Genomic DNA, 19,903 nt, shown 5'->3' with positions numbered 1-19,903 from the left:
CGGCCGTCCGCGTCGGGATGCCGGTTGTCGGGTTCTCCGCCCGCATGGTATCGACCGACGGAACCGGCCCGTCCGGCCACGGGACCAACGGGCCCCCGCGCGGCCCCCGATCGAACGGACACGAGAGATGTCGAGCACCCAGTCTGCCGATGCGAACTTCACCTCCGGCTTCTTCGACCGCTCGCTCGCCGAGGCGGATCCGGAGATCGCTTCCGCGGTCGCCAAGGAACTCGGCCGCCAGCAGCACGAGATCGAGCTGATCGCCTCGGAGAACATCGTCTCCAAGGCCGTGCTCGAGGCCCAGGGCTCGGTGCTCACCAACAAGTACGCAGAGGGCTACCCGGGCAAGCGCTATTACGGCGGCTGCCAGTTCGTCGACATCGCCGAGAATCTGGCGATCGAGCGCGTCACCAAGCTGTTCGACTGCAAGTTCGCCAACGTGCAGCCGAACTCGGGTTCGCAGGCGAACCAGGCGGTGTTCCTCGCCCTCGCCAAGCCGGGCGACACCATCCTCGGCCTCGACCTCGCCTCGGGCGGCCACCTGACCCACGGTGCCAAGCCGAACCTCTCGGGCAAGTGGTTCAACGCGGTCGCCTACGGCGTGCGTCCGCAGGACCACCGCATCGACATGGATCAGGTCCGCGCGCTCGCCGTCGAGCACAAGCCGAAGATCATCATCGCCGGCGGCTCGGCCTACAGCCGCGTCTGGGACTTCGAGGCCTTCCGCGCGATCGCCGACGAGGTGGGCGCCTACCTGATGGTCGACATGGCCCACTTCGCGGGTCTGGTCGCGGCCGGCTTTCATCCCTCGCCGTTCCCCTACGCCCACGTCGCCACCTCGACCACGCACAAGACCCTGCGCGGTCCGCGCGGCGGCCTCGTGCTGACCAACGACGAGGACATCGCCAAGAAGATCAACTCGGCGGTGTTCCCGGGCCTGCAGGGCGGCCCGCTGATGCACGTCATCGCCGGCAAGGCGGTGGCCTTCGGCGAGGCGCTGAAGCCCGAATTCAAGCTCTACATCAAGAACGTGGTCGAGAACGCGAAGGCGCTTGCCGAAACGCTCCGCCGCGGCGGCGTCGACATCGTCTCGGGCGGCACCGACAACCACCTGATGCTGGTCGACCTGCGCCCGAAGGGCCTGACCGGCAAGGCGGTCGAAGCCGCGCTCGGCCGCGCCGACATCACCTGCAACAAGAACGGCGTGCCGTTCGACCCGGAGAAGCCGACCATCACCTCCGGCATCCGCCTCGGCACCCCGGCCGCCACCTCGCGCGGCTTCGGCGTCGCCGAGTTCCAGGAGGTCGGCCAGCTGATCCTCGCCGTCCTCGACGGCCTGAAGGAGAACGGCGAAGAGGGCAACGGCTCGGTCGAGGCCGCGGTCAAGGAGCGCGTCCGCGCGCTGACCGACCGCTTCCCGATCTACGGCTGATCGCCGGTCGCACGACCGAACGACGCGAAAGGGGCGCCGCGGACCACCGCGGCGCCCTTCGTCGTTCCGGGCGCGGGGCTCACTGCGGCAGGGCGGCGATCTCGGCGAGGCGCTTGGAGAGGGTGTCGGAGGCGTCGGTGTCGTCGAGGACGACGTCGTCGACCACCGCGTGGCCGTTCTCGGTGACGACCACGAAGACGCGACGCGAGACGTGCTCGCGGGTGGCGGCGTCGTTGCCCTCGAAGCAGCGCATGTTCTTGAATGTGACGACGACCTCGGTTCGGCCGGCCGTGGTGGCGCCGGGCGCGACCTTGAGGTCCTCGAGCGGGCAGCCGTCCTGGCCGCCGACGATCGGGTCGTAGTCGAACGGCGAGCCGGTGGCGTCGTCCTCGACGTCGAAGGCCGGGTGCTTGGCGGCCTCGCGGTAGAGCGCGGCGATCCGGGCGCTGTAGACGCCGTCGAGCAGGGCCGGCGCGAAATAGTCGGCGTCGACGCCGTCCGGCGTCGTGGCGCCGGGATCGCCGTTGCCCCAGTTGGCGTACATGACGGCGACGATCTTCTCGACCGGGGCGACCGCGGGCGTCGCCGCGACCGCGGCGGCGGTTCCGGCGAGGAGGAGGGCAAGGGCGGCGAGCGTCTTCGGCATGGTGGCTGTTGCGTCGGATCCGGTTGGAGCGATGCGCGCACCGGCCGGGCGCGCCGGGCGGACGATGGCACGGGCCGCGGTCCGCCGTCGAGCGCGGCTTGGTTTCCGTGATCCCCGTCCGGGGAGGGCCGGACGGACTCCCGCCCGGGGGCGTCGGCGGTCTATCATGCGCGCCACGCGCCGACCGATTCCCGGCCGGCGGACAAGGACCGCTCGATGCGCTGCCCCTATTGCGGCAACGAGGACACCCAGGTGAAGGACAGCCGTCCGACCGACGACGGTACCGCGATCCGGCGCCGGCGGGTCTGCACGGCCTGCGGCGGCCGCTTCACCACCTTCGAGCGCGTGCAGCTGCGCGAGCTGACCGTGGTCAAGCGCTCCGGAAGGCGCGTGCCGTTCGACCGTGACAAGCTGGTGCGCTCGGTACAAATCGCGCTCCGCAAGCGGCCGGTCGAGCCGGAGCGGGTCGAGCGCATGGTCAGCGGCATCGTGCGTCAGCTCGAGAGCGCGGGCGAGCCGGAGGTGCCGGCCGAGCGCATCGGCGAACTCGTCATGGAGGGCCTCAAGAACCTCGACGACGTCGCCTACGTCCGCTTCGCCTCGGTCTACCGCGACTTCAGCGAGGCCAAGGACTTCTCGAGCGTCATCCACGAACTCGCCGGCGATCTCCCGCGGCGCGGGGACTGATCCCGGCCCGAACCGCCGACCCTCAGCGGATCGCGAGGGCCTGGCCGAGGTAGAAGGCCGGCAGGCAGGCGAGGCCGGCGTCCTCGACGCGGGTGCAGCGGTCGGCCGCGTCGGCGGCGTTGGTGAACGGGCCGGCGACGAGCAGCAGCTCGGTGGCGCCGCCGCGGTCGCGGACGGTTGCGAGGGCCTCGAGGTCGCCGAACAGGTCCGGCTTGTCGGCGAGCAGGCGCCGCCACGCCGCCTTGACCGCGGTCAGATCGCCGTAGCTGCCAAGCTCGATGCCGAATTCGGTGCGCGGCGCCGCCGTGACCGTGGCGCGCGTGGTGGCGACGTCGCGGCCGGTGGTCGTCACCGGCGGGACCGTCTCCGCCGGTCGGAGGCGCGGCACCGCCGGGGCGGGATCGATGCTGCCGGTCAGTGCGCCGAACTTGCCCTCGAGGCGCTCGATCCGCTCCGACAGGATGGCGAGTTGGTTGCGCAGCACGTCCGACGACTGCCTTAGCGCGGCGTTCTCGACGCGCAGCCGTGCCACTTCGCCGGCGACGTCGGTGGTGGTGCCGTCGGGCAGGGTGGTGACGTCGGATCGGCCACCCTCGGCCGGTGCGGCCGCCGCGAATCGGACGCCGACGTCGGGCGCGGTCGCCGGGGCGGCGACGGGGGCGGTCCGCGGGATCTCCTGCCGGGCAAGCGTCGGCGCCACCACCGGCCGTTCGCCGATGCCGAACACCATCGCCGTCACCGCGGCGACCGCGGCGAGGCCGGCGATGCCCGCCCAGACGGCGAGCACGACAACGTTCGGGCCCGGCTTTTCGCTGCCGAGGTCGTCGAACGGATCGTGGGCGTGGCCCTTCACGGCAAGTCCTCGTCCGGATCCGCTCCGGAAGTTGGCCAATTCTCCTGTCATCTGAGGGAAGTCGGCTGATTCTCTCAAGGCTCGCCACACGATGCGACCGCCGCCGGCGACGCTATTCCCCGGGAATGATGCGCCGCACGGGCCGTCGCGGTGTCCCGTGGCGGTTTCAGCTGTCGGGGCGGGTCAGCACGAAGATGCCGCAGGCGGCCATGGCGAGGCCGACCGCCACCGTGCCCGGCAGCCCGGGCCGCGCTCCGGCGAGGAAGCCGGCATAGCCGACGGCCATGCCCGCCGAGGCCATCAGCTTGGCGCCCGGCGCGATGGCGCCGCGCTCGCGCCAGCGCACCAGGGCCGGGCCGAAGCGCGGATGGTCGAGCAGCTTCTTCTCGAGGCGGGGAGAGGAGCGGGCGAAGGCGGCGGCGGCCAGGATCAGGAAGATCGTCGTCGGCATCACCGGCAGCAGCGCGCCGATGATGCCGAGCGCGAGGAACAGGAAGCCGGCGGCGAGATAGAGGAGGCGCATGATCCGCTCGGTCGTCCCGGTTCCCGGCTCCGCCCCGGAGGCTGCAGGCTCGAATCCCTCCGGGGCGCGCAGCGTCGGCACACTCGCACGATCGAACGAAATCGGCCATGGCGGGTTCACGGAAGCGCACTATGATCGGAACCCGTGCTGCACCGCAACGGACGATCGAACTTCCGCCCGGATCGTGGTGTCGGCTCGCGACGAGGCGCACGATAGAGGTCTGTCACGGTGGGTCGGCTCAGGAACTATTTTCTCACCGGACTGCTGGTGACCGGCCCCGCCGGCATCACGCTCTATCTCAGCTGGGCGATCATGTCCTGGGTCGACAGCTGGGTGAAACCCTACCTGCCGTCGGCCTACAACCCCGACACCTACCTGCCGTTCGCGGTGCCGGGCTACGGCGTCATCGTCGCGCTGGTGCTGATCACCCTGATCGGCTTCCTCACCGCCAACATCGTCGGCCGCACCCTGTTCGGCTATTCCGAGACGATGCTCCAGCGCATGCCGCTGGTGCGCAACATCTACAAGGGCCTGAAGCAGATCTTCGCCTCGGTGCTGGCCGAGCGCGGGTCGTCGTTCAAGCAGGCGGTGCTGGTTGAGTTCCCGCGCGAGGGGGTGTGGACCATCGCCTTCGTCGCCGCGCCGACCAAGGGCGAGGTGGCCGAGAAACTTCAGTCGACCGACCTGCTCACCGTCTACGTGCCGACGACGCCGAACCCGACCGGCGGCTATCTGCTGTTCGTGCGGCCCGATCAGATCCGCGTCCTCGACATGTCGGTCGAGGACGCCGCCAAGCTCGTGATCTCCTTCGGCCTCGTCACCGGCGACCAGCCGGCCGGCCCGTTCGCGCCGAAGCCGGCCCCGGTCGCGCTGCCGCCGCAGGCGGAGCCGGCGCGCTCGCCCGAGGACGCGACGGTCTGAGCGCCGACGCCTGGCCCGTCCCCCGTCACGCGCCGCCGACCACCGGTACGTCGTCGCGGCCGCCCCATTCGGTCCAGGAGCCGTCGTAGAGCGTGACCGCGCGGGCGCCGGCGGTAGCGAGCGCCATGGTCAGCACCGCGGCGGTGACGCCCGAGCCGCAGGAGGTGACGATCGGCCGGTCGAGGTCGACGCCGGCCTCGGCGAAGGCGGCGCGTACGGCCGCGGGATCCTTCAGTCGGCCGTCGGCGATCACCCGGTCGAACGGCACGTTGGCAGCGCCGGGCATGTGGCCGCCGCGAAGGCCCGGCCGCGGCTCCGGCGCCTCGCCGCGGAAGCGGGGGGCGCCGCGGGCGTCGACCACCTGGGCCGAGCCGTCGGCGACGATCGCCTTCATGGCGGCGAGGTCTCGGACGGCGGAATTGTCGAGCCGGGCGGTGAAATGGCGTTCGGGCCGGCGCACCGGGCCGCTCTCGACGTCGTGGCCGGCCTCGGTCCAGGCGGGCAGGCCGCCGTCGAGCACGACGACGTCGCGCGCGCCCATCACCTTGAAGGTCCACCACACCCGCGGCGCCGAGAACAGGCCGAGGCTGTCGTAGACGACGATGCGCTGGCCGTCGCCGATGCCGAGCTTGCGCATCCGGCTCGAGAACACCTCCGGGCGCGGCAGCATGTGCGGCAGGTCGGAGCCGGTGTCGGCGATGGTGTCGATGTCGAAGAACACCGCGCCGGGGATGTGGCCGGCGAGATATTCCTCGTGGGCGTCGCGGCCCGCCGTCGGCAGGTGCCAACTGGCGTCGACGACGACCACGTCGGGCGATTTCAGGTGGCTCGCGAGCCAGTCGACGGAGACCAGGACGTCGGCACGGGTGGTCGGCATGGGGGCTCCTCCTCGTCGGTCGGGCGTCTCGTGTGGTCGGGGCGCGGGGCGCGCCGGGATCAGGCGGCGTCGGGGTCGGCGGGCAGGGGGCCGAAGCGCAGGCGGACGCGCCTGTTGATGCGGCCCTTCTTCTCGACCTTGGCGAGGTGGACCTCGCCGATCTCCGCGGTCGAACGGACGTGGGTGCCGCCGCAGGGCTGCAGGTCGAGCGTGTCGCCGATCCTGACCAGCCGGACCCGGCCGGAGCCGGTCGGCGGCTTCACCTTCATGGTCTTGACGAGGCCGGGGTTGGCCTCGAGCTCGGCGTCGGTGATCCACTCGGTGGTGACGGCGAGGTCGGCGGCGACGTGCTCCATCAGCGCCGCGGTGACGGCGGCACGGTCGATGCCGCCCTCGGGCATGTCGAAGTCGAGCCGGCTCTCCTCGGCGCCGATCTGGCCGCCGGTGACGGGGTAGGGTAGCACGACCGAGAGCAGGTGCAGCGCGGTGTGCATCCGCATGTGGCGGTAGCGCGTCGCCCAGTCGAGATGCTGGACCACGACCTCGCCGGGTGCCGGCAGGACGGCGCCCTCGCCCGGCACCAGCAGAATTCGGGTGCGGCCGTCGGTGTAGACGGTGCCCGCGACCGCGATCCGCTCGCCGTCGGCGCGTTCCAGCGAGCCGGTGTCGCCGGGCTGGCCGCCGCCGTTCGGATAGAAGATCGAGCGGTCGAGCTCGATGCCGTCGGCACCGGCCGACACCACCCGCGCCTCGGCGGCGGCGAGATAGGCGTCGTCGCGGAAGAGCGCTTCGGTCATCGGGGGCGACTCCGGCGGAAGGGACGGCGGAGCTTCCCCGGAAACGCCGTCGGTTTCAACCTCCGCGGGGCGGGGCGTGCCGTCGCGGGGGTATCAGACCGTCTCGAACGGCACCGCGATATCGCGGCGGCGGGCGAGCCAGGGCGGGACCGGCAGCGACTTGGAACTCAGGAAGGCCGGGTTGAACAGCTTGGAGGCGTAGCGGTGGCCGTAGTCGCAGAGGATGGTGACGATGGTGTGCCCGGGCCCGAGCTCGCGGGCGAGCGCCTTGGCGCCGGCGACGTTGACGCCCGAGGAGCCGCCGAGGCAGAGGCCCTCGTGCTCCATCAGGTCGAACACGATCGAGACCGCCTCCTCGTCGGCGATGCGGCAGGCGAAGTCGACCGGGGCGCCCTCGAGGTTGGCGGTGATGCGGCCCTGGCCGATGCCCTCGGTGATCGAGGAGCCCTCGGCTTCGAGTTTGCCGGCGGTGTACCAGGAATAGAGCGCGGCGCCGTGCGGATCGGCGAGGCCGATCTTCACGTCCGGCTTCAGCGCCTTCAGCCCGATGCCGACGCCGGCGAGCGTGCCGCCGGAGCCGACCGCGCAGACGAAGCCGTCGACCTTGCCGCCGGTCTGTTCGAAGATCTCGCGCGCGGTCGTATCGATGTGCGCCTGCCGGTTGGCGACGTTGTCGAACTGGTTGGCCCAGATCGCGCCGTGCGGCTCGGTGCTGGCGAGCTGCTCGGCGAGACGGCCGGACAGCTTCACGTAGTTGTTCGGGTTGCGGTAAGGGACGGCCGGTACCTCGATCAGCTCGGCGCCCATCAGGCGGAGCGCCTGCTTCTTCTCCTCCGACTGGGTCTCGGGGATGACGATCACCGTCTTCAAACCGAGCACGCTCGCCACCAGCGCGAGGCCGATGCCGGTGTTGCCCGCCGTGCCCTCGACGACGGTGCCGCCGGCCTCGAGCCGGCCCTCGGCCATTGCCGCGCGGATGATGCCGAGCGCGGCGCGGTCCTTGACGGATTGGCCGGGATTGAGGAACTCGCACTTGCCGTAGATCTCGCAGCCCGTCTCCTCCGACGCGCGGGCGAGGCGGACCAGCGGCGTGTTGCCGATGAGGTCGAGGACGGTGCGGTTCATCGCGATCTCCGAAACGGGCTCTCCAAGGGCCGGAAGCTAGAAGCCGCGGGGCGGGGGATCAAGCAAAGCGATTGCGCCGAACGGCGCTCCGGTGGGTTCGGGTTCCGGAACGAAGCTGCCGCACGGGACGTTCGTCACATTCGGGCCTCGTCGAAACGTCGAGCGGTCGCGGTGATCCATCGTTGCCGCTCGTGCGTAACTCGACCTATGATGCCGCCCGACCGGTCGGGCCGGTCTGATCGGGATCTCTCTTCGCCCATGGCGCCGAACCAGGACCAGGAACTCAACGCGCTCCTCGCGGGCTATGCGGCGGGCACGCTGCCGCCGCCGTTGTCCGCGCTGGTGGCCGGCCATCTGGAGCTGTCGCCCGTCAGCCGCCGCTTCGTCTCCGATCTCGAGACGTTGTCCGGACGGGCCGTCGAGGAGGCCCCGCCCGTCGCGATCGCGAACCGCGATGCCCGCCTCGCGGCGATCTTCGCGTCTCCCGCCGCCGTCACGGCGCCGAAGCCGGCCAAGCCCACCGGCCGCCTGCCCGCCTCGATCCTGCGCTTCGTCGGCCACGACGTCGACGGCATCCCGTGGAAGACCAAGCTGCCGGGTCTGCGCGAGTACAAGGTCGGCGACTTCGACGGCTTCAAGACCAGCCTGTTCTGGATCGGTGCCGGCCGCAAGATCCCCTCGCACACCCACGACGGCGGCGAGGTCACGCTGGTGCTCGAAGGCGGCTTCTCGGACGCCCTCGGCTCCTACGAGCGCGGCGACATCTCGATCAACGACGCCAGCGTCGACCACGTCCCGGTGGCCGACGAGGACGGCGACTGCATCTGCTTCGCCGTCACCGACGCCCCGCTGCGCCTGACCGGCCGCTTCGGCCGCCTGATCAACCCCTTCATTCGGGGCTGACCGGCCGGGCCGGCCCCGACCATACTTCTCGGAGACAGCCATGCCGCGCCCCGTCACGCCCGCCGACGGCGTCGCCTGGATCACCGGCGCCTCTACCGGCATCGGCCGCGCCGTCGCGCTGAAACTCGCGGCGGCCGGATGGACCGTGGTCGCGACCGCCCGCGGCGCCGACAAGCTCGCCGCGCTCGCCGCCGAGGCACCCGAGGGGCGGATCCGCCCGATGGCCGGCGACGTCACCGACGCCGACTCCATGGCCGCGATCGTCCGCCGCATCGAGGCCGAGGTCGGGCCGGTGGCGCTGGCGCTCCTCAACGCCGGCACCTACGTCCGCACCGGCGCGCGCGACCTCACCGTCGAGAGCGTCGCCGCGACGATGACGGTGAACTGGAACGGCACGGTCAACGCGCTGGTGCCGGCGCTCGTGCCGATGCGCAAGCGCCGCAAGGGCCAGATCGCGATCGTCGCCTCTGTCGCCGGCTACGGCGGCCTGCCCGGCGCGGCGCCTTACTCGGCCAGCAAGGCGGCGCTGATCAAGTTCGCCGAAGGCCTGAAGTTCGACCTCGACCGCTTCGGCATCGTCATGCAGGTGATCAACCCTGGCTTCGTCGAGACGCCGCTGACCGATCGCAACGACTTCCCGATGCCGTTCCTGATGAAGGTCGACGAAGCCGCCGAGCGGATCGTGAAGGGTCTCGCCGGCGGCCGCTTCGAGATCACCTTCCCGAAGCGCTTCGCCTTCATGTTGAAATTCCTCAACAACCTGCCCTACGCGCTCTATTTCCCGCTGGTCGGATACGGTACGAGGCCGAAGCGCTGAGGCCGCGCCGTCACGCGGATCGCTCGATCGCGTCGCGCAGCCGCGCCACCGCGGCGGCGTCGACGGGGAAGCGCCACATCAGCGCGACGGCGCCGAGCTTGGCCAGCACCGGCACGGTCGAATAGAGCAGGGCGAGCGTCGTCAGGCCGAGATCGGTCTGCGGGCCGCCGTCGGTCCGAAAGCCGGCGAGGTCGAGCACCGGGAAGGCGATGCCGACGCCGAGCGCCAGCGCGATCTTGGTGCCGAGCCCCCAGGCCGCGACATAGGTGCCGGTGCGCTGCTCGCCGGTCTCGGCGGTGTCGAGGTCGATCACGTCGGCCTGGATCGAGGCCGGCAGCACGAGGTCGGCGCCGAGGGCGAGGCCGGTCGCCACGGAAATCGCCAGGAAGATCCAGACGTCGCCGGGGCCGAGCAGCGGCACGGTGGCGAACACCGCCGCGTTGAACAGCATCGCGGCGCACCAGGTGCGGTGCTTGCCGAAGCGGGCGGCGGCCGCGAGCGCCACCGGCACCGCCGCGACACCGGCGAGGAAATAGGCGAACAGCACCAGACCGGCGCGCTCCGGCGCCTCCAGCACCGTGCCGACGAAGAACAGGAACAGCGTCGCCGGCAGGCCGTTGGCGAAGCCGTTGAGGACATAGGCGGCGAGGAGACGCAGGAACGGTCCGTTGCGGCCGAGCGCGACGAGGCCGGAGCGGAGATCGAGCCGCCGACGCGAGTGCTCGCGCGGCTCCGGAAGGGCGAGGACGGCGACCAGCGCCGTCGCGGGCAGGGCGACCGCGACCAGGATCGCCAGCACCACGAGGGCCGTGCCGGCGTCGCCGCCGGCGGCCTCGGCGGCGGCGGGGGCCGCGGTCGCGACCAGCGTTCCGATCACTACGGCGGTCTCGCGCGCGGCGGCGACGCGGTTGCGGCCGGCATAGTCGGTCGAGAGTTCCGCGCCCCAGGCCCAGTAGGGCACGAGGCTGGCGGTCGAGGCGAGCGAGAGCAGCGTGCCGAAGACGAACAGCCACCACGCCCCCGCCCCCGCCGGCGGCACGAACACCAGCCAGACCGCGAGTGCAGTCGCCGGTGCCGCCGCCAGGAACCAGGTGCGGCGCCGACCGAAACGCGGCCGCGTGCGATCCGCCAGCAACCCCACCACCGGATCGGACAGCGCGTCCAGCACCCGGACCGCCAGCAGCACCTGTCCGACGGCCGCGAGCGGCACGCCGAGCGCCGTGGCGTAATACGTCGGCACCACGATGTAGAGCGGCAGCGTCAGCACCGCCAAGGGAAGGGCGGGCAGGGCGTAGGCGAGGAGGCGGGCGCGGGAGACGGTCATTCCCGGCATACGTCGGCGCCGGGCCGCGGATCAGCCCGGCCGCGAAACCCGGTTGGCGGAACCGGTTCCAACGAATAGGGTCGCGCTCCTCGATGCGCGCCGTCAACGGAGGGATTCATGGCCCCGCGCTCCATCATCATCGACACCGATCCCGGCCAGGACGACGCCGTCGCGATCATGCTCGCGCTCGGCAACACGGACGCGCTGGAGGTGCTCGGCCTCACCGCCGTCGCCGGCAACGTCGGCCTCGCCTACACCGCGACGAACGCGCTGAAGCTCCTCGAACTCGCCGGCCGCACCGACGTGCCGGTGTTCGCCGGCGCCGCCGCGCCGCTGGTGGTGCAGCTCGAGACCGCCGAGTACGTCCACGGCGAGACCGGCCTCAACGGCTGGGTCTTCCCCGAGCCGACCACCGCGCTCCGGCCCGAGTTCGCGCCCGACTGGATCGTCGAGACGGTGATGAGCCGGCCGGAGAAGTCGGTGACGCTGTGCCCGCTCGGCCCGCTCACCAACGTGGCGCTGGCGCTCGCCAAGGAGCCGCGGATCGCGACCCGGCTCGACAGGATCGTGCTGATGGGCGGCGCGCAGATCGAGGGCGGCAACGTGACGCCCGCGGCCGAGTTCAACATCTACGTCGACCCGCACGCCGCCGCGCGGGTGTTCGCGTCCGGTGCCGAGATCGTGGCGATGTCGCTCGACGTCACCCACCGGGCGCTGATCCGAAAGGCCTGGCTCGCCGACCTCGCCGCGCTCGGCACCCGCTGCGCCGAGGCCTTCACCGGCCTGCTGTCGTTCTACGAGCGCTACGACGAGGAGAAATACGGCTCCGACGGCGGCCCGCTGCACGACCCCACGACGATCGCCTACCTGCTGGCGCCCGATCTCTTCGAAGGCAAGCTGGTCAACGTCGAGGTCGAGACCACGCCGGGCCTCTGCTTCGGCCAGACGGTGGTCGACCGCTGGGCGGTGACGGGCCGCAAGAAGAACACGACGTGGATCACCAAGGTCGACGCCGACGGCTTCTTCGCGCTGATCCTCGACGCCTTCCGCCGCCTGCCCTGAGGCGCGCCGCGCCCGCGCCGCATTTGCGGTGTCGGGTCGCTTTCCATCCGAGGCCGCCGGTGATAACCACCGGCGGCAATGTGCTCCGGGGAATCGACCGCCCGCCCGATGACGCCGCTCCGCTCAGCCCTTCTCGCCGCGCTCGTCGCCGGCTCCACGGTCACGCCCGCCAGCGCCGAGAAGGTGGCCAACAAGGTCGCGGTGTTCACCGGCCTCGACAAGATCACCGGCCGGATCATCACCTTCGACGTCTACATCGACGAGACCGTGCAGTTCGGCGCGCTCCGGGTGACGCCGCGGGTCTGCTACGACCGTCCGCCGACCGAGCCGGCCCAGACCGACGCCTTCGTCGAGGTCGACGAGATCACGCTCGACAACCAGATCAAGCGCATCTTCACCGGCTGGATGTTCGCGGCGAGCCCCGGCCTCAACGCCGTCGAGCACCCGGTCTACGACGTCTGGCTGAACGACTGCCGCCAGGAGAGCGACGTGCCGCCGCCCGGCGAACGTGCCGGCGGCGCCGCCCGCGAGGCGAAGCCCAACGAGGCGAACGCGTCCGGTGCCGCCGGAGCGCCCGAGGCGCCGGTCGGCGCGGACATGGTCGGTGGCGTGCCCGTCCCGCGCGACAAACCGCCGATTCCGCCCGGTGGCGCCATCGAAGAGGACGTGCCCCCCACCGGCGACGAGCCGGCCAATCCGGACGCCGGCGGCAACGGCGAGATCCTGGACTGAGGTCGAGACGCTCGGGTACCGGTTCGCGGCGACGCTGCTATCGAGCCTCGTCCGCCAGAGCCGCCAGCGCCGTCCGTCCGTCCACGCTCTCGCCGAGCGCGCGCCAGTCGGCGCGGTCCTGGACGGCGGCCTCGAGGCGGATGGCGTAGATCTCGCGCGGGATTTCGACGGTGCCGAACTGGGCGAGGTGGTCGGTGATGAACTGGGTGTCGAGCAGGCGGTAGCCACCGGCCCGGAGCCGTGCGACCAAATGGACCAGCGCGACCTTGGAGGCGTCGTTGCGGCGCGAGAACATGCTCTCGCCGAAGAAGGCGCCGCCGAGCGAGACGCCGTAGAGCCCGCCGACCAGCCGTCCGTCCTGCCAGGTTTCCACGGTGTGGCAGTGGCCGCGGCGGAACAACTCGCCGTAGAGCCGGCGGATGCGGCCGTTGATCCAGGTCTTGCGGCGACCGACCGCCGGGGCGGCGCAACCGTCGATGACGGCCTCGAAGTCGGTGTCGACACGCACCTCGAAGACGTCCTGGCGCACGGTGCGGGCGAGCCGGCGCGGCAGGTGGAAGTCGTCGAGCGGCAGCACGCCGCGCCATTCCGGTTCGACCCAGAACAGCGAGGGATCCTCGGCGCTCTCGGCCATCGGGAACATGCCCACGGCATAGGCCTTGAGCAGGATCTCCGGCGTGATCTTGAAGGCGAGGTCGTCGCGGCTGGTCATGGCCCGGTCAGGATAGGCGAGGACGGCGACGGTTTCGAGGGCCGTGCAGTACGGCCAGGCAAGGCGCACCCCTCACGGGGACCCGGGCGACCGGGTCCCCGGACGGGGTGTCACGCCTCGAACGGGTTGGTCGCCAGCCACTTCTCGAGCCAGTGGATGTCGTACATCCCGTTGGCGATGTCCTGGTTGTCGACGAGGTGGCGGAACAGCGGGATCGTCGACTGGATGCCGTCGACGACGAACTCGTCGAGGCAGCGGCGCAGGCGCATCAGGCACTCCACGCGGCTGCGGCCGTGCACGATCAGCTTGCCGATCAGGCTGTCGTAGTTCGGCGGGATCCGGTAGCCCTGGTAGACGCCCGAATCGACGCGCACGCCAAGTCCGCCCGGCGGGTGCCAGTAGGTGATCGTGCCCGGCGAGGGCGCGAAGGTGGCGGGGTTCTCGGCGTTGATGCGGCACTCGATGGCGTGGCCGTTGAAGGTCACGTCCGACTGCCTCAGCGTCAGCGCCGCGCCCGAGGCGACCTTGATCTGCTCGTTGACGAGGTCGATGCCGGTGATCATCTCGGTGACCGGATGCTCGACCTGCAGACGCGTGTTCATCTCGATGAAGTAGAACTCGCCGTCCTCGTAGAGGAACTCGATCGTGCCGACGCCGGCGTATTTCAGCTCGGCCATGGCGTTCGCGACGATGCCGCCGATCTTGTCGCGCTGCTCCTGGTTCAGCGCCGGCGACAGCGCCTCTTCCCAGACCTTCTGGTGACGGCGCTGCAGCGAGCAGTCGCGTTCGCCGAGGTGGATGGCGTTGCCCTGGCCGTCGCCGAGCACCTGCACCTCGATGTGGCGCGGCTTCAGGAGATATTTCTCGATGTAGACGGCGTCGTCGCCGAAGGCGTTCTTGGCCTCCGAGCGCGCGGCCGACAGCGCCGAGGACATCTCGGCCTCGTTCATGGCGACGCGCATGCCGCGGCCACCGCCGCCGGCGGCGGCCTTGACCAGCACGGGATAGCCGATGTCGGCGGCGATCCGGAGGGCGTCCTCGTCGGTGGTGACGGCGCCGTCGGAGCCGGGCACCACGGGGATGCCGAGGCGGCGGGCGGTCGCCTTGGCCTCGATCTTGTCGCCCATGATGCGGATGTGCTCGGCGGTCGGCCCGATGAAGGCGATGCCGTGGGCAGTCAGGATCTCGGCGAAGCGGGCGTTCTCCGAGAGGAAGCCGTAGCCGGGGTGCACGGCCTCCGCGCCGGTGATCTCGCAGGCGGCGAGCAGCTGCGGGATGTTGAGGTAGCTGTCGCGGGCCGGGGGCGGGCCGATGCAGACGCTCTCGTCGGCGAGGCGGACGTGCATGGCGTTGGCGTCGGCGGTGGAGTGCACGGCCACCGTCTCGATGCCGAGTTCCTTGCAGGCGCGCAGGACCCTGAGCGCGATCTCCCCGCGGTTGGCGATGAGGATCTTGTTGAACATCGAGGCTCCACTCGAAATGGGGCGCGGGATCCCGCGGGGGGCGGGACCCGGGGGAGGCGGCGGATGGCGGCGGCCCGTCCGGGCGCCGCTCGCCGCCGTCGGCGTCACTCGATGATGAGGAGCGGCTCGCCGTATTCGACCGGCTGACCGCTCTCGACGAAGATCGCGGTCACCTTGCCCGACCGCGGCGCGGCGATCTGGTTCATGTGCTTCATCGCCTCGACGATCAGCACGGTCTGGCCCTCGCGGACGCTGTCGCCGACCTCGACGAAGGACTTGGCGCCGGGCTCGGGCGCGCGGTAGGCGGTGCCGACCATCGGGGACGCCAGCGTGCCCGGGTGGTTGGCGGGGTCGAGCGCCTTGGTCTCGGCAACGACCGGCGCGGCGGCGGCGGCGGGCGCAGCCGGAGCCGCGGCGGCCGGGGCGGCCATCGGCGGGAACGGCCAGGGGCCGGGCGCCGGCATGGCGAACTGCGCGGGGGCCGCGGGCGCCGGCTGGCGGGCGACGCGGATCTTCAGCTTGTCGTGCTCGACCTCGATCTCCGTCAGGTCCGTCTCGTCGAGGATGACGGCGAGCTGGCGGATGAGGTCGTAGTCGAAGGGCTTCTGGGACATGGAGGATTCGTCTTTGGGCCGGCCGGTCATCGCTTGGCCTCCTCGGCGAGCGCGTCGATGGCGAGGAGGTAGCCGAGCGGCCCGAGGCCGACGATCACCCCCGCCGCGACCGGCGAGATGAAGGAATGGTGGCGGAAACTCTCGCGGGCGTGGACGTTCGAGATGTGCACCTCGATCACGCGCGCGCCCGAGCCCTTGATGGCGTCGTGCAGCGCCACCGAGGTGTGGGTGTAGGCGCCGGCGTTGAGCACGACACCGGCGCCGCGGCGGCCGGCCTCGTGGATCCAGTCGACGAGCACGCCCTCGTGGTTGGTCTGCCGGAACTCGAAACCGTCGAAGCCCGCGGCCTCGGCCCGCGCCCGGCAGGCCGCCTCGACGTCGGCGAGCGTGCCGGCGCCGTAGACGGCGGGCTCGCGGGTGCCGAGCAGATTGAGGTTGGGGCCGTTGAGGACGAGGAGGTCGCGCGCCACTCTGTGTTCCCAGGGCAGCCGAGTTTCCGGGGCGCCTGTACGGATTCGCGGCCGGAGGCCCGGCGCGAGTGGCCTTCTTATAGGCATTCGCCCCGGCGAAAAAAAGAGCGTCGCGAAAGGACCGCGCGCGGACGGGGGCGACGGTGCCGATCGCGCGGCGAGGGAGGCCGGATCGACCGCCGTCGGGCCGGAAACGAAGCGGCCGCGCGAGAGGTTCGCGCGGCCTGCGGCGGAGGGAAAGATCGACGTTGGTGGCAACCGGGGGCGCACTCGCCCTCAGCAGCTGGCCTTGCCGCAGCTGCGCATCGCGTCGACCTTGACGCGCAGGTCGTCGACGCCGACGGCGCCGAACACCACCTCGTCGCCGATCACGTAGGTCGGCGTGCCGGAGAGTCCGAGCTTGTTCGCCATGGCGTAGACCTCGTCGAGGGTGTTGCCGACCTCGGGGTCCGTCATCGCCTTCTCGACCGCAGCGCGGTCGAGTCCGAGGTCGTCGACCACCTGGAGCGCGCGCTTCCCGTCGGCGTGGCCCTTGCCGCCCAGCAGCTCCTTGTGGAACGCGGCGTATTTCTCGGGTGCCACGAGGTTGACCGCGATGGCGACGCGGGAAGCCTCGACCGAACCCTCGCCGAGGATCGGGAATTCCTTGAGGACGATCCGAACGTCCTTGTCCTGGTCGAGCATGGCCAGGGTGTCGTCGAGCGCGCGCTTGCAGTAGCCGCAGTTGTAGTCGAAGAACTCGACCAGCGTGATCGGCGCCTTGGGATCGCCGAGCACGACCTGACGGCTCGACGAATAGAGCACGTCCTTCATGCTCGAGATCGTCGCGGTGCGCGCTGCGGCCTCGTCGTCCTTCTTCTTCTGGTCGAGCGCGACCAGGGCATCCTGCACGATCTCCGGATGCGCCAGGATGTAGTCCTTCACGATCTCGCCGATCGCGTCCTTCTGGGCGGCCGAGAAGTCCTCGGCGAACGACGGCGCCACCGGGCCGGTGACGAGGGCCGCGGCGAGGACGGCGGCGGCGAAGGTGCGGGCCATGGAAGCGGGATCTCCGGGAGGGTGACGGCGAAGGCCGAGGTCAGCGGATCGGGTTCTTATAGGTGACGATGTCGTCGGCGCGAAGCCAGGCGGGCGAGCCGGTCTTCAAATTCGCTCGAGCCCGTTCGGCGTACTGCTTGGCCGCCTTGACGTCGCCGGAGGCGAACGAGCCCTGGGCGGTGGCGAGGTCGGCCATGGCGTTGTCGCCGAGCCGGGCGTAGGCGATGGCGAGCTGGCGGTAGCCGATCGGCTGGTCGGGGTCGTCGCCGATGCCCTTGGTGAGCTCCTTGACCGCCTCCTTCAGGAGCCGCTCGTCCTCGCTCGCCACCATGGCGTGGCCGAGCATCACGCGGATCAGGCCTTCCTTGGGCGCCATCGCCACCGCCTTCTTCAGCGGTTCGATCGCGAGCTTCGGCGTGCCGGTCTCGAGCAGGATCTGACCCTTGAGCTCCTGGAAGAACGGGTTCTTCGGGTCGGCCTTGATCAGCGCCTCGGTCGCCGCCACCGCCGACTTCGGGTCGCCGTAGCGGAACGTCAGCACCGCCCGGGCATAGGCGGCGGGCAGGGAACCGTCGGCGTCGGGATAGGCCCGCTGGGTCTGCTGTGCCGAGCCGGTGAAGGCGATGAACTTGGCGCGGACGAGGTCGTGGCGCAGTTGCAGCGCCGGATCGTCGGTGCGGCCGTAGTTCTTCGAGGCCTGTGCCACCTCCTGCAGCGCCGCGATGCGGTCGGCGGCGAGCGGGTGGCTCATCATGTAGGGATCGCCGTAGGCGGAGGCGAACAGCTGCTGGTCGGCGAGGCGCTCGAAGGTGTCGAGCATGCCCTTGCCGGACTGGCCGGTCTTGTCGAGGTAGGTGATCGCGGCGCGGTCGGCGGTGGTCTCCTCCGAACGGGCGTAGGCGAGGATGCTGCGGGTGCCGATCTGCTGGCCGCCGAGCACCGAGGCGACCGCGCCCTGGCCGCTGCCGCCGGCCGCCGAGGCGGCGACGCCGCCGATCATCGCGATCGCCGACAGGATCTGGGTGCGGATGATCTCCTCGCGCAGGCGGACGAGGTGATTGCCGGCGAGGTGGCCGGTTTCGTGGGCGATCACGCCGATCAGCTCGTTCGGCGTGCGGGTGTCGATCAGCGTGCCGGCGTTGATGAAGATGTGGCGCTGGTCGGCGACGAAGGCGTTGAAGCTGCCGTCGTTGACGATCTTGATCTGGATGTTGGCCCCGCCGAGCCCGGCCGCCTGCAGGATCGGGCGGGCGTAGTCGCGCACCAGCTTCTCGGCCTCGGCGTCGCGGATCAGGCCGATGCCGCGCTTGGCTTGGGCCGCGGCCGCGGCGGGCGCCAGCGCGATCGCCGCGGCGATCGCGGCGGCGGTGACTCGGCGGACCAGATGGCGCATCGCTCCTCGCATGCTTCCCGGGGCCGCGCGGCGGGACTGGCGCCGTCCGCGTCGGCCTGCTACCTCCCGGACGCTCCCCGAAGCGGCCTCGCCGTCAGGGATAGCGATGCGCCCGCGTCGTGGTCAACGTCGCAAACCGGTCGCATCGCGCGAATTTCCGGCGCCCTAGAGCGCTTTCCGACCTGACGGAAACATCAGGTCGATAAGAAATCGCTCCAGATTCAGTATGCTGGAGCATTCTCGCATCGACCAAGTCGTGCAACTTGGTCGGAGAATGCTCTGGCGGCGGACCGGGGCCGTGGAGGACCAGATGATCCCGTCGAAGCGCAGCGCGGTCGCGCCCTTCATCGCCATGGACGTGCTCTCGCAGGCCAATCGGCTGGAGCGCGAGGGCAGGGCGATCGTGCACATGGAGGTCGGAGAGCCCGGCGCGCCGACGCCTGCCCTGGTGCGCGCCGCGGCCGCCGCCGCGCTCGCCGAGGGCCGGATCGGCTACACCGAGGCGCTCGGCATTCCGGACCTGCGCGCCCGCATCGCCCGCCACTACGGCGAGCGCTACGGCGTCGACGTGCCGGCATCGCGGATCGCGGTGACGCCGGGCTCGTCGGGCGGCTTCAACCTCGCCTTCCTCGCGCTGTTCGATCCCGGCGACCGCGTCGGCCTGCCGACGCCGGGCTACCCGGCCTATCGCAACATCCTCGCCGCGCTCGGCCTCGAGGTCGTCGAGATCCCGACCGGCCCGGCCGACCGCTGGCAGCCGACGCCCGCCACCGTCGCGGCCGCCGCGGGCGACAAGCCCTTGAAGGGCCTCGTCGTCGCCAGCCCCGCCAATCCCTCTGGCACGATGATGACGCGCGACGCCATCGAGGCGCTGGTGCGGCACTGCCGCGCCGAGAAGATCGCGCTCGTCATGGACGAGATCTACCACGGCCTCGTCTACGAGGGCCGCGAGACCTCGGCGCTGGAGTTCGGCGACGATGTGGTGGTCGTCAACTCCTTCTCGAAATACTACTGCATGACCGGCTGGCGGATCGGCTGGATGGTGCTGCCGGAGGTGCTGGTGCGCCCGGTCGAGCGGATCGCGCAAAATCTCTTCATTTCCGCCCCGGCGCTGTCGCAGCGCGCCGCCGTCGCCGCCTTCGACGCCACCGAGGAACTGGAACGGGTCAAGGCCGGCTACGCCGCCAACCGCGCCCTCCTCGCCGAACGGCTGCCCGCGATCGGCCTCGACCGCTTCCTGCCGATGGATGGCGCCTTCTACCTCTACGCCGACGTCACCCGCTTCACCAACGACAGCGTCGACTTCGCCCGCCGGATGCTGCTCGAGGCCGGCGTCGCCGCCACCCCGGGTCCGGACTTCGACACCGCCCGCGGCAACGCCTTCGTCCGCTTCTCCTTCGCCGGCACCAACGCGGCGGTGGCGGAAGCCTGCGACCGGCTGGGGCAGTGGCTCGGCTGAGGGACGAGGGGCCACGCCCTCACGGTGCCGTAGCCTTCCCGAATGCAAGACGGGC

20 protein-coding genes and 1 pseudogene are annotated in these 19,903 nt (G+C 71.1%); 8 read left to right on the top strand and 13 right to left on the bottom strand.

Annotation, left to right across the window (positions count from 1 at the left end):
• Positions 1-127 precede the first annotated feature (127 nt).
• Positions 128-1,432, top strand: coding sequence for a serine hydroxymethyltransferase (gene glyA / locus EDD54_RS04935; protein WP_126536027.1), 1,305 nt, complete (start codon positions 128-130; stop codon positions 1,430-1,432).
• A gap of 79 nt (positions 1,433-1,511) precedes the next feature.
• On the opposite strand, the gene EDD54_RS04930 is transcribed toward glyA, so the two are convergent.
• Positions 1,512-2,078, bottom strand: a complete 567-nt coding sequence (locus EDD54_RS04930; protein ID WP_126536029.1) for a hypothetical protein — start codon at positions 2,076-2,078, stop codon at positions 1,512-1,514.
• 216 nt (positions 2,079-2,294) lie between these two features.
• Here EDD54_RS04930 and nrdR point away from each other — a divergent pair, with 216 nt between their 5' ends.
• Positions 2,295-2,765, top strand: coding sequence for a transcriptional regulator NrdR (gene nrdR / locus EDD54_RS04925; protein ID WP_126536031.1), 471 nt, complete (start codon positions 2,295-2,297; stop codon positions 2,763-2,765).
• Positions 2,766-2,787: 22 nt separating this feature from the next.
• Here the strand turns inward: nrdR and EDD54_RS04920 are convergent, their stop codons facing one another.
• Positions 2,788-3,618, bottom strand: coding sequence for an SPOR domain-containing protein (locus EDD54_RS04920; RefSeq protein ID WP_165644423.1), 831 nt, complete (start codon positions 3,616-3,618; stop codon positions 2,788-2,790).
• A 166-nt stretch (positions 3,619-3,784) separates the two neighbouring features.
• Positions 3,785-4,141 carry a YbaN family protein gene (locus EDD54_RS04915; protein WP_126536035.1) on the bottom strand — a complete coding sequence of 119 codons (357 nt, stop codon included), beginning with the start codon at positions 4,139-4,141 and terminating at the stop codon, positions 3,785-3,787.
• A gap of 228 nt (positions 4,142-4,369) precedes the next feature.
• On the opposite strand from EDD54_RS04915, the gene EDD54_RS04910 reads away from it, so the two are divergent.
• Positions 4,370-5,062, top strand: a complete 693-nt coding sequence (locus EDD54_RS04910) for a DUF502 domain-containing protein (RefSeq protein WP_245515640.1) — start codon at positions 4,370-4,372, stop codon at positions 5,060-5,062.
• Positions 5,063-5,087: 25 nt separating this feature from the next.
• On the opposite strand, the gene sseA is transcribed toward EDD54_RS04910, so the two are convergent.
• The 3 genes from sseA to EDD54_RS04895 form a co-directional block, all read right to left on the bottom strand.
• Positions 5,088-5,939: a 3-mercaptopyruvate sulfurtransferase gene (sseA, locus tag EDD54_RS04905; protein WP_126536037.1), complete on the bottom strand. Its 852-nt coding sequence runs from the start codon at positions 5,937-5,939 to the stop codon at positions 5,088-5,090.
• A 59-nt stretch (positions 5,940-5,998) separates the two neighbouring features.
• On the bottom strand, positions 5,999-6,736 hold the full coding sequence (locus EDD54_RS04900; RefSeq protein ID WP_126536039.1) for an alanyl-tRNA editing protein: 738 nt from the start codon (positions 6,734-6,736) through the stop codon (positions 5,999-6,001).
• Positions 6,737-6,829: 93 nt separating this feature from the next.
• Entirely contained in the window at positions 6,830-7,867 is a 1,038-nt protein-coding gene (locus EDD54_RS04895; protein ID WP_126536041.1) for a cysteine synthase A, read from the bottom strand.
• Between the two features lie 252 nt (positions 7,868-8,119).
• Between EDD54_RS04895 and EDD54_RS04890 the strand changes: the two genes are divergently transcribed.
• Both EDD54_RS04890 and EDD54_RS04885 read left to right on the top strand, forming a co-directional pair.
• Positions 8,120-8,764 carry a ChrR family anti-sigma-E factor gene (locus EDD54_RS04890; protein WP_126536043.1) on the top strand — a complete coding sequence of 215 codons (645 nt, stop codon included), beginning with the start codon at positions 8,120-8,122 and terminating at the stop codon, positions 8,762-8,764.
• Positions 8,765-8,804: 40 nt separating this feature from the next.
• On the top strand, positions 8,805-9,581 hold the full coding sequence (locus EDD54_RS04885; RefSeq protein ID WP_126536045.1) for an SDR family NAD(P)-dependent oxidoreductase: 777 nt from the start codon (positions 8,805-8,807) through the stop codon (positions 9,579-9,581).
• Between the two features lie 10 nt (positions 9,582-9,591).
• Here EDD54_RS04885 and EDD54_RS04880 read toward each other — a convergent pair whose 3' ends face one another.
• Positions 9,592-10,905, bottom strand: a complete 1,314-nt coding sequence (locus EDD54_RS04880) for an MFS transporter (RefSeq protein ID WP_245515639.1) — start codon at positions 10,903-10,905, stop codon at positions 9,592-9,594.
• 117 nt (positions 10,906-11,022) lie between these two features.
• Here EDD54_RS04880 and EDD54_RS04875 point away from each other — a divergent pair, with 117 nt between their 5' ends.
• Positions 11,023-11,967 (top strand): nucleoside hydrolase, encoded by a 945-nt coding sequence (locus tag EDD54_RS04875; RefSeq protein ID WP_126536049.1) that lies wholly within the window; start codon positions 11,023-11,025, stop codon positions 11,965-11,967.
• Positions 11,968-12,075: 108 nt separating this feature from the next.
• Positions 12,076-12,477 (top strand): annotated as a pseudogene (locus EDD54_RS23725) (DUF2155 domain-containing protein); the annotation flags it as partial.
• A 259-nt stretch (positions 12,478-12,736) separates the two neighbouring features.
• Here EDD54_RS23725 and aat read toward each other — a convergent pair.
• The 6 genes from aat to EDD54_RS04840 form a co-directional block, all read right to left on the bottom strand.
• Complete coding sequence (aat, locus tag EDD54_RS04865; protein WP_126536053.1) at positions 12,737-13,411, bottom strand: leucyl/phenylalanyl-tRNA--protein transferase; 675 nt, start codon at positions 13,409-13,411, stop codon at positions 12,737-12,739.
• Between the two features lie 110 nt (positions 13,412-13,521).
• Complete coding sequence (accC, locus tag EDD54_RS04860) at positions 13,522-14,874, bottom strand: acetyl-CoA carboxylase biotin carboxylase subunit (RefSeq protein WP_126536055.1); 1,353 nt, start codon at positions 14,872-14,874, stop codon at positions 13,522-13,524.
• Positions 14,875-14,978: 104 nt separating this feature from the next.
• The gene (gene accB, locus EDD54_RS04855; protein WP_126536057.1) at positions 14,979-15,488 is read right to left on the bottom strand and encodes an acetyl-CoA carboxylase biotin carboxyl carrier protein; all 510 of its coding nucleotides are present in this window, start codon (positions 15,486-15,488) and stop codon (positions 14,979-14,981) included.
• 26 nt (positions 15,489-15,514) lie between these two features.
• Entirely contained in the window at positions 15,515-15,958 is a 444-nt protein-coding gene (gene aroQ / locus EDD54_RS04850; protein WP_245515637.1) for a type II 3-dehydroquinate dehydratase, read from the bottom strand.
• Between the two features lie 276 nt (positions 15,959-16,234).
• A complete protein-coding gene (locus EDD54_RS04845) occupies positions 16,235-16,996 on the bottom strand; it encodes a DsbA family protein (RefSeq protein WP_126536059.1) in 762 nt (253 codons plus the stop codon).
• A 40-nt stretch (positions 16,997-17,036) separates the two neighbouring features.
• Positions 17,037-18,389: a M48 family metalloprotease gene (locus EDD54_RS04840; protein WP_126536061.1), complete on the bottom strand. Its 1,353-nt coding sequence runs from the start codon at positions 18,387-18,389 to the stop codon at positions 17,037-17,039.
• Positions 18,390-18,699: 310 nt separating this feature from the next.
• Here EDD54_RS04840 and EDD54_RS04835 point away from each other — a divergent pair, with 310 nt between their 5' ends.
• Positions 18,700-19,848 carry a pyridoxal phosphate-dependent aminotransferase gene (locus EDD54_RS04835; RefSeq protein WP_207620537.1) on the top strand — a complete coding sequence of 383 codons (1,149 nt, stop codon included), beginning with the start codon at positions 18,700-18,702 and terminating at the stop codon, positions 19,846-19,848.
• Positions 19,849-19,903 lie beyond the last annotated feature (55 nt).

Source organism: Oharaeibacter diazotrophicus, from assembly GCF_004362745.1.
In the GTDB taxonomy this organism is placed as follows: Bacteria; Pseudomonadota; Alphaproteobacteria; order Rhizobiales; family Pleomorphomonadaceae; genus Oharaeibacter; species Oharaeibacter diazotrophicus.
The sequence above is the reverse complement of the archived record's forward strand: the minus strand, read 5'-3'. Positions and strand labels throughout refer to the sequence as shown.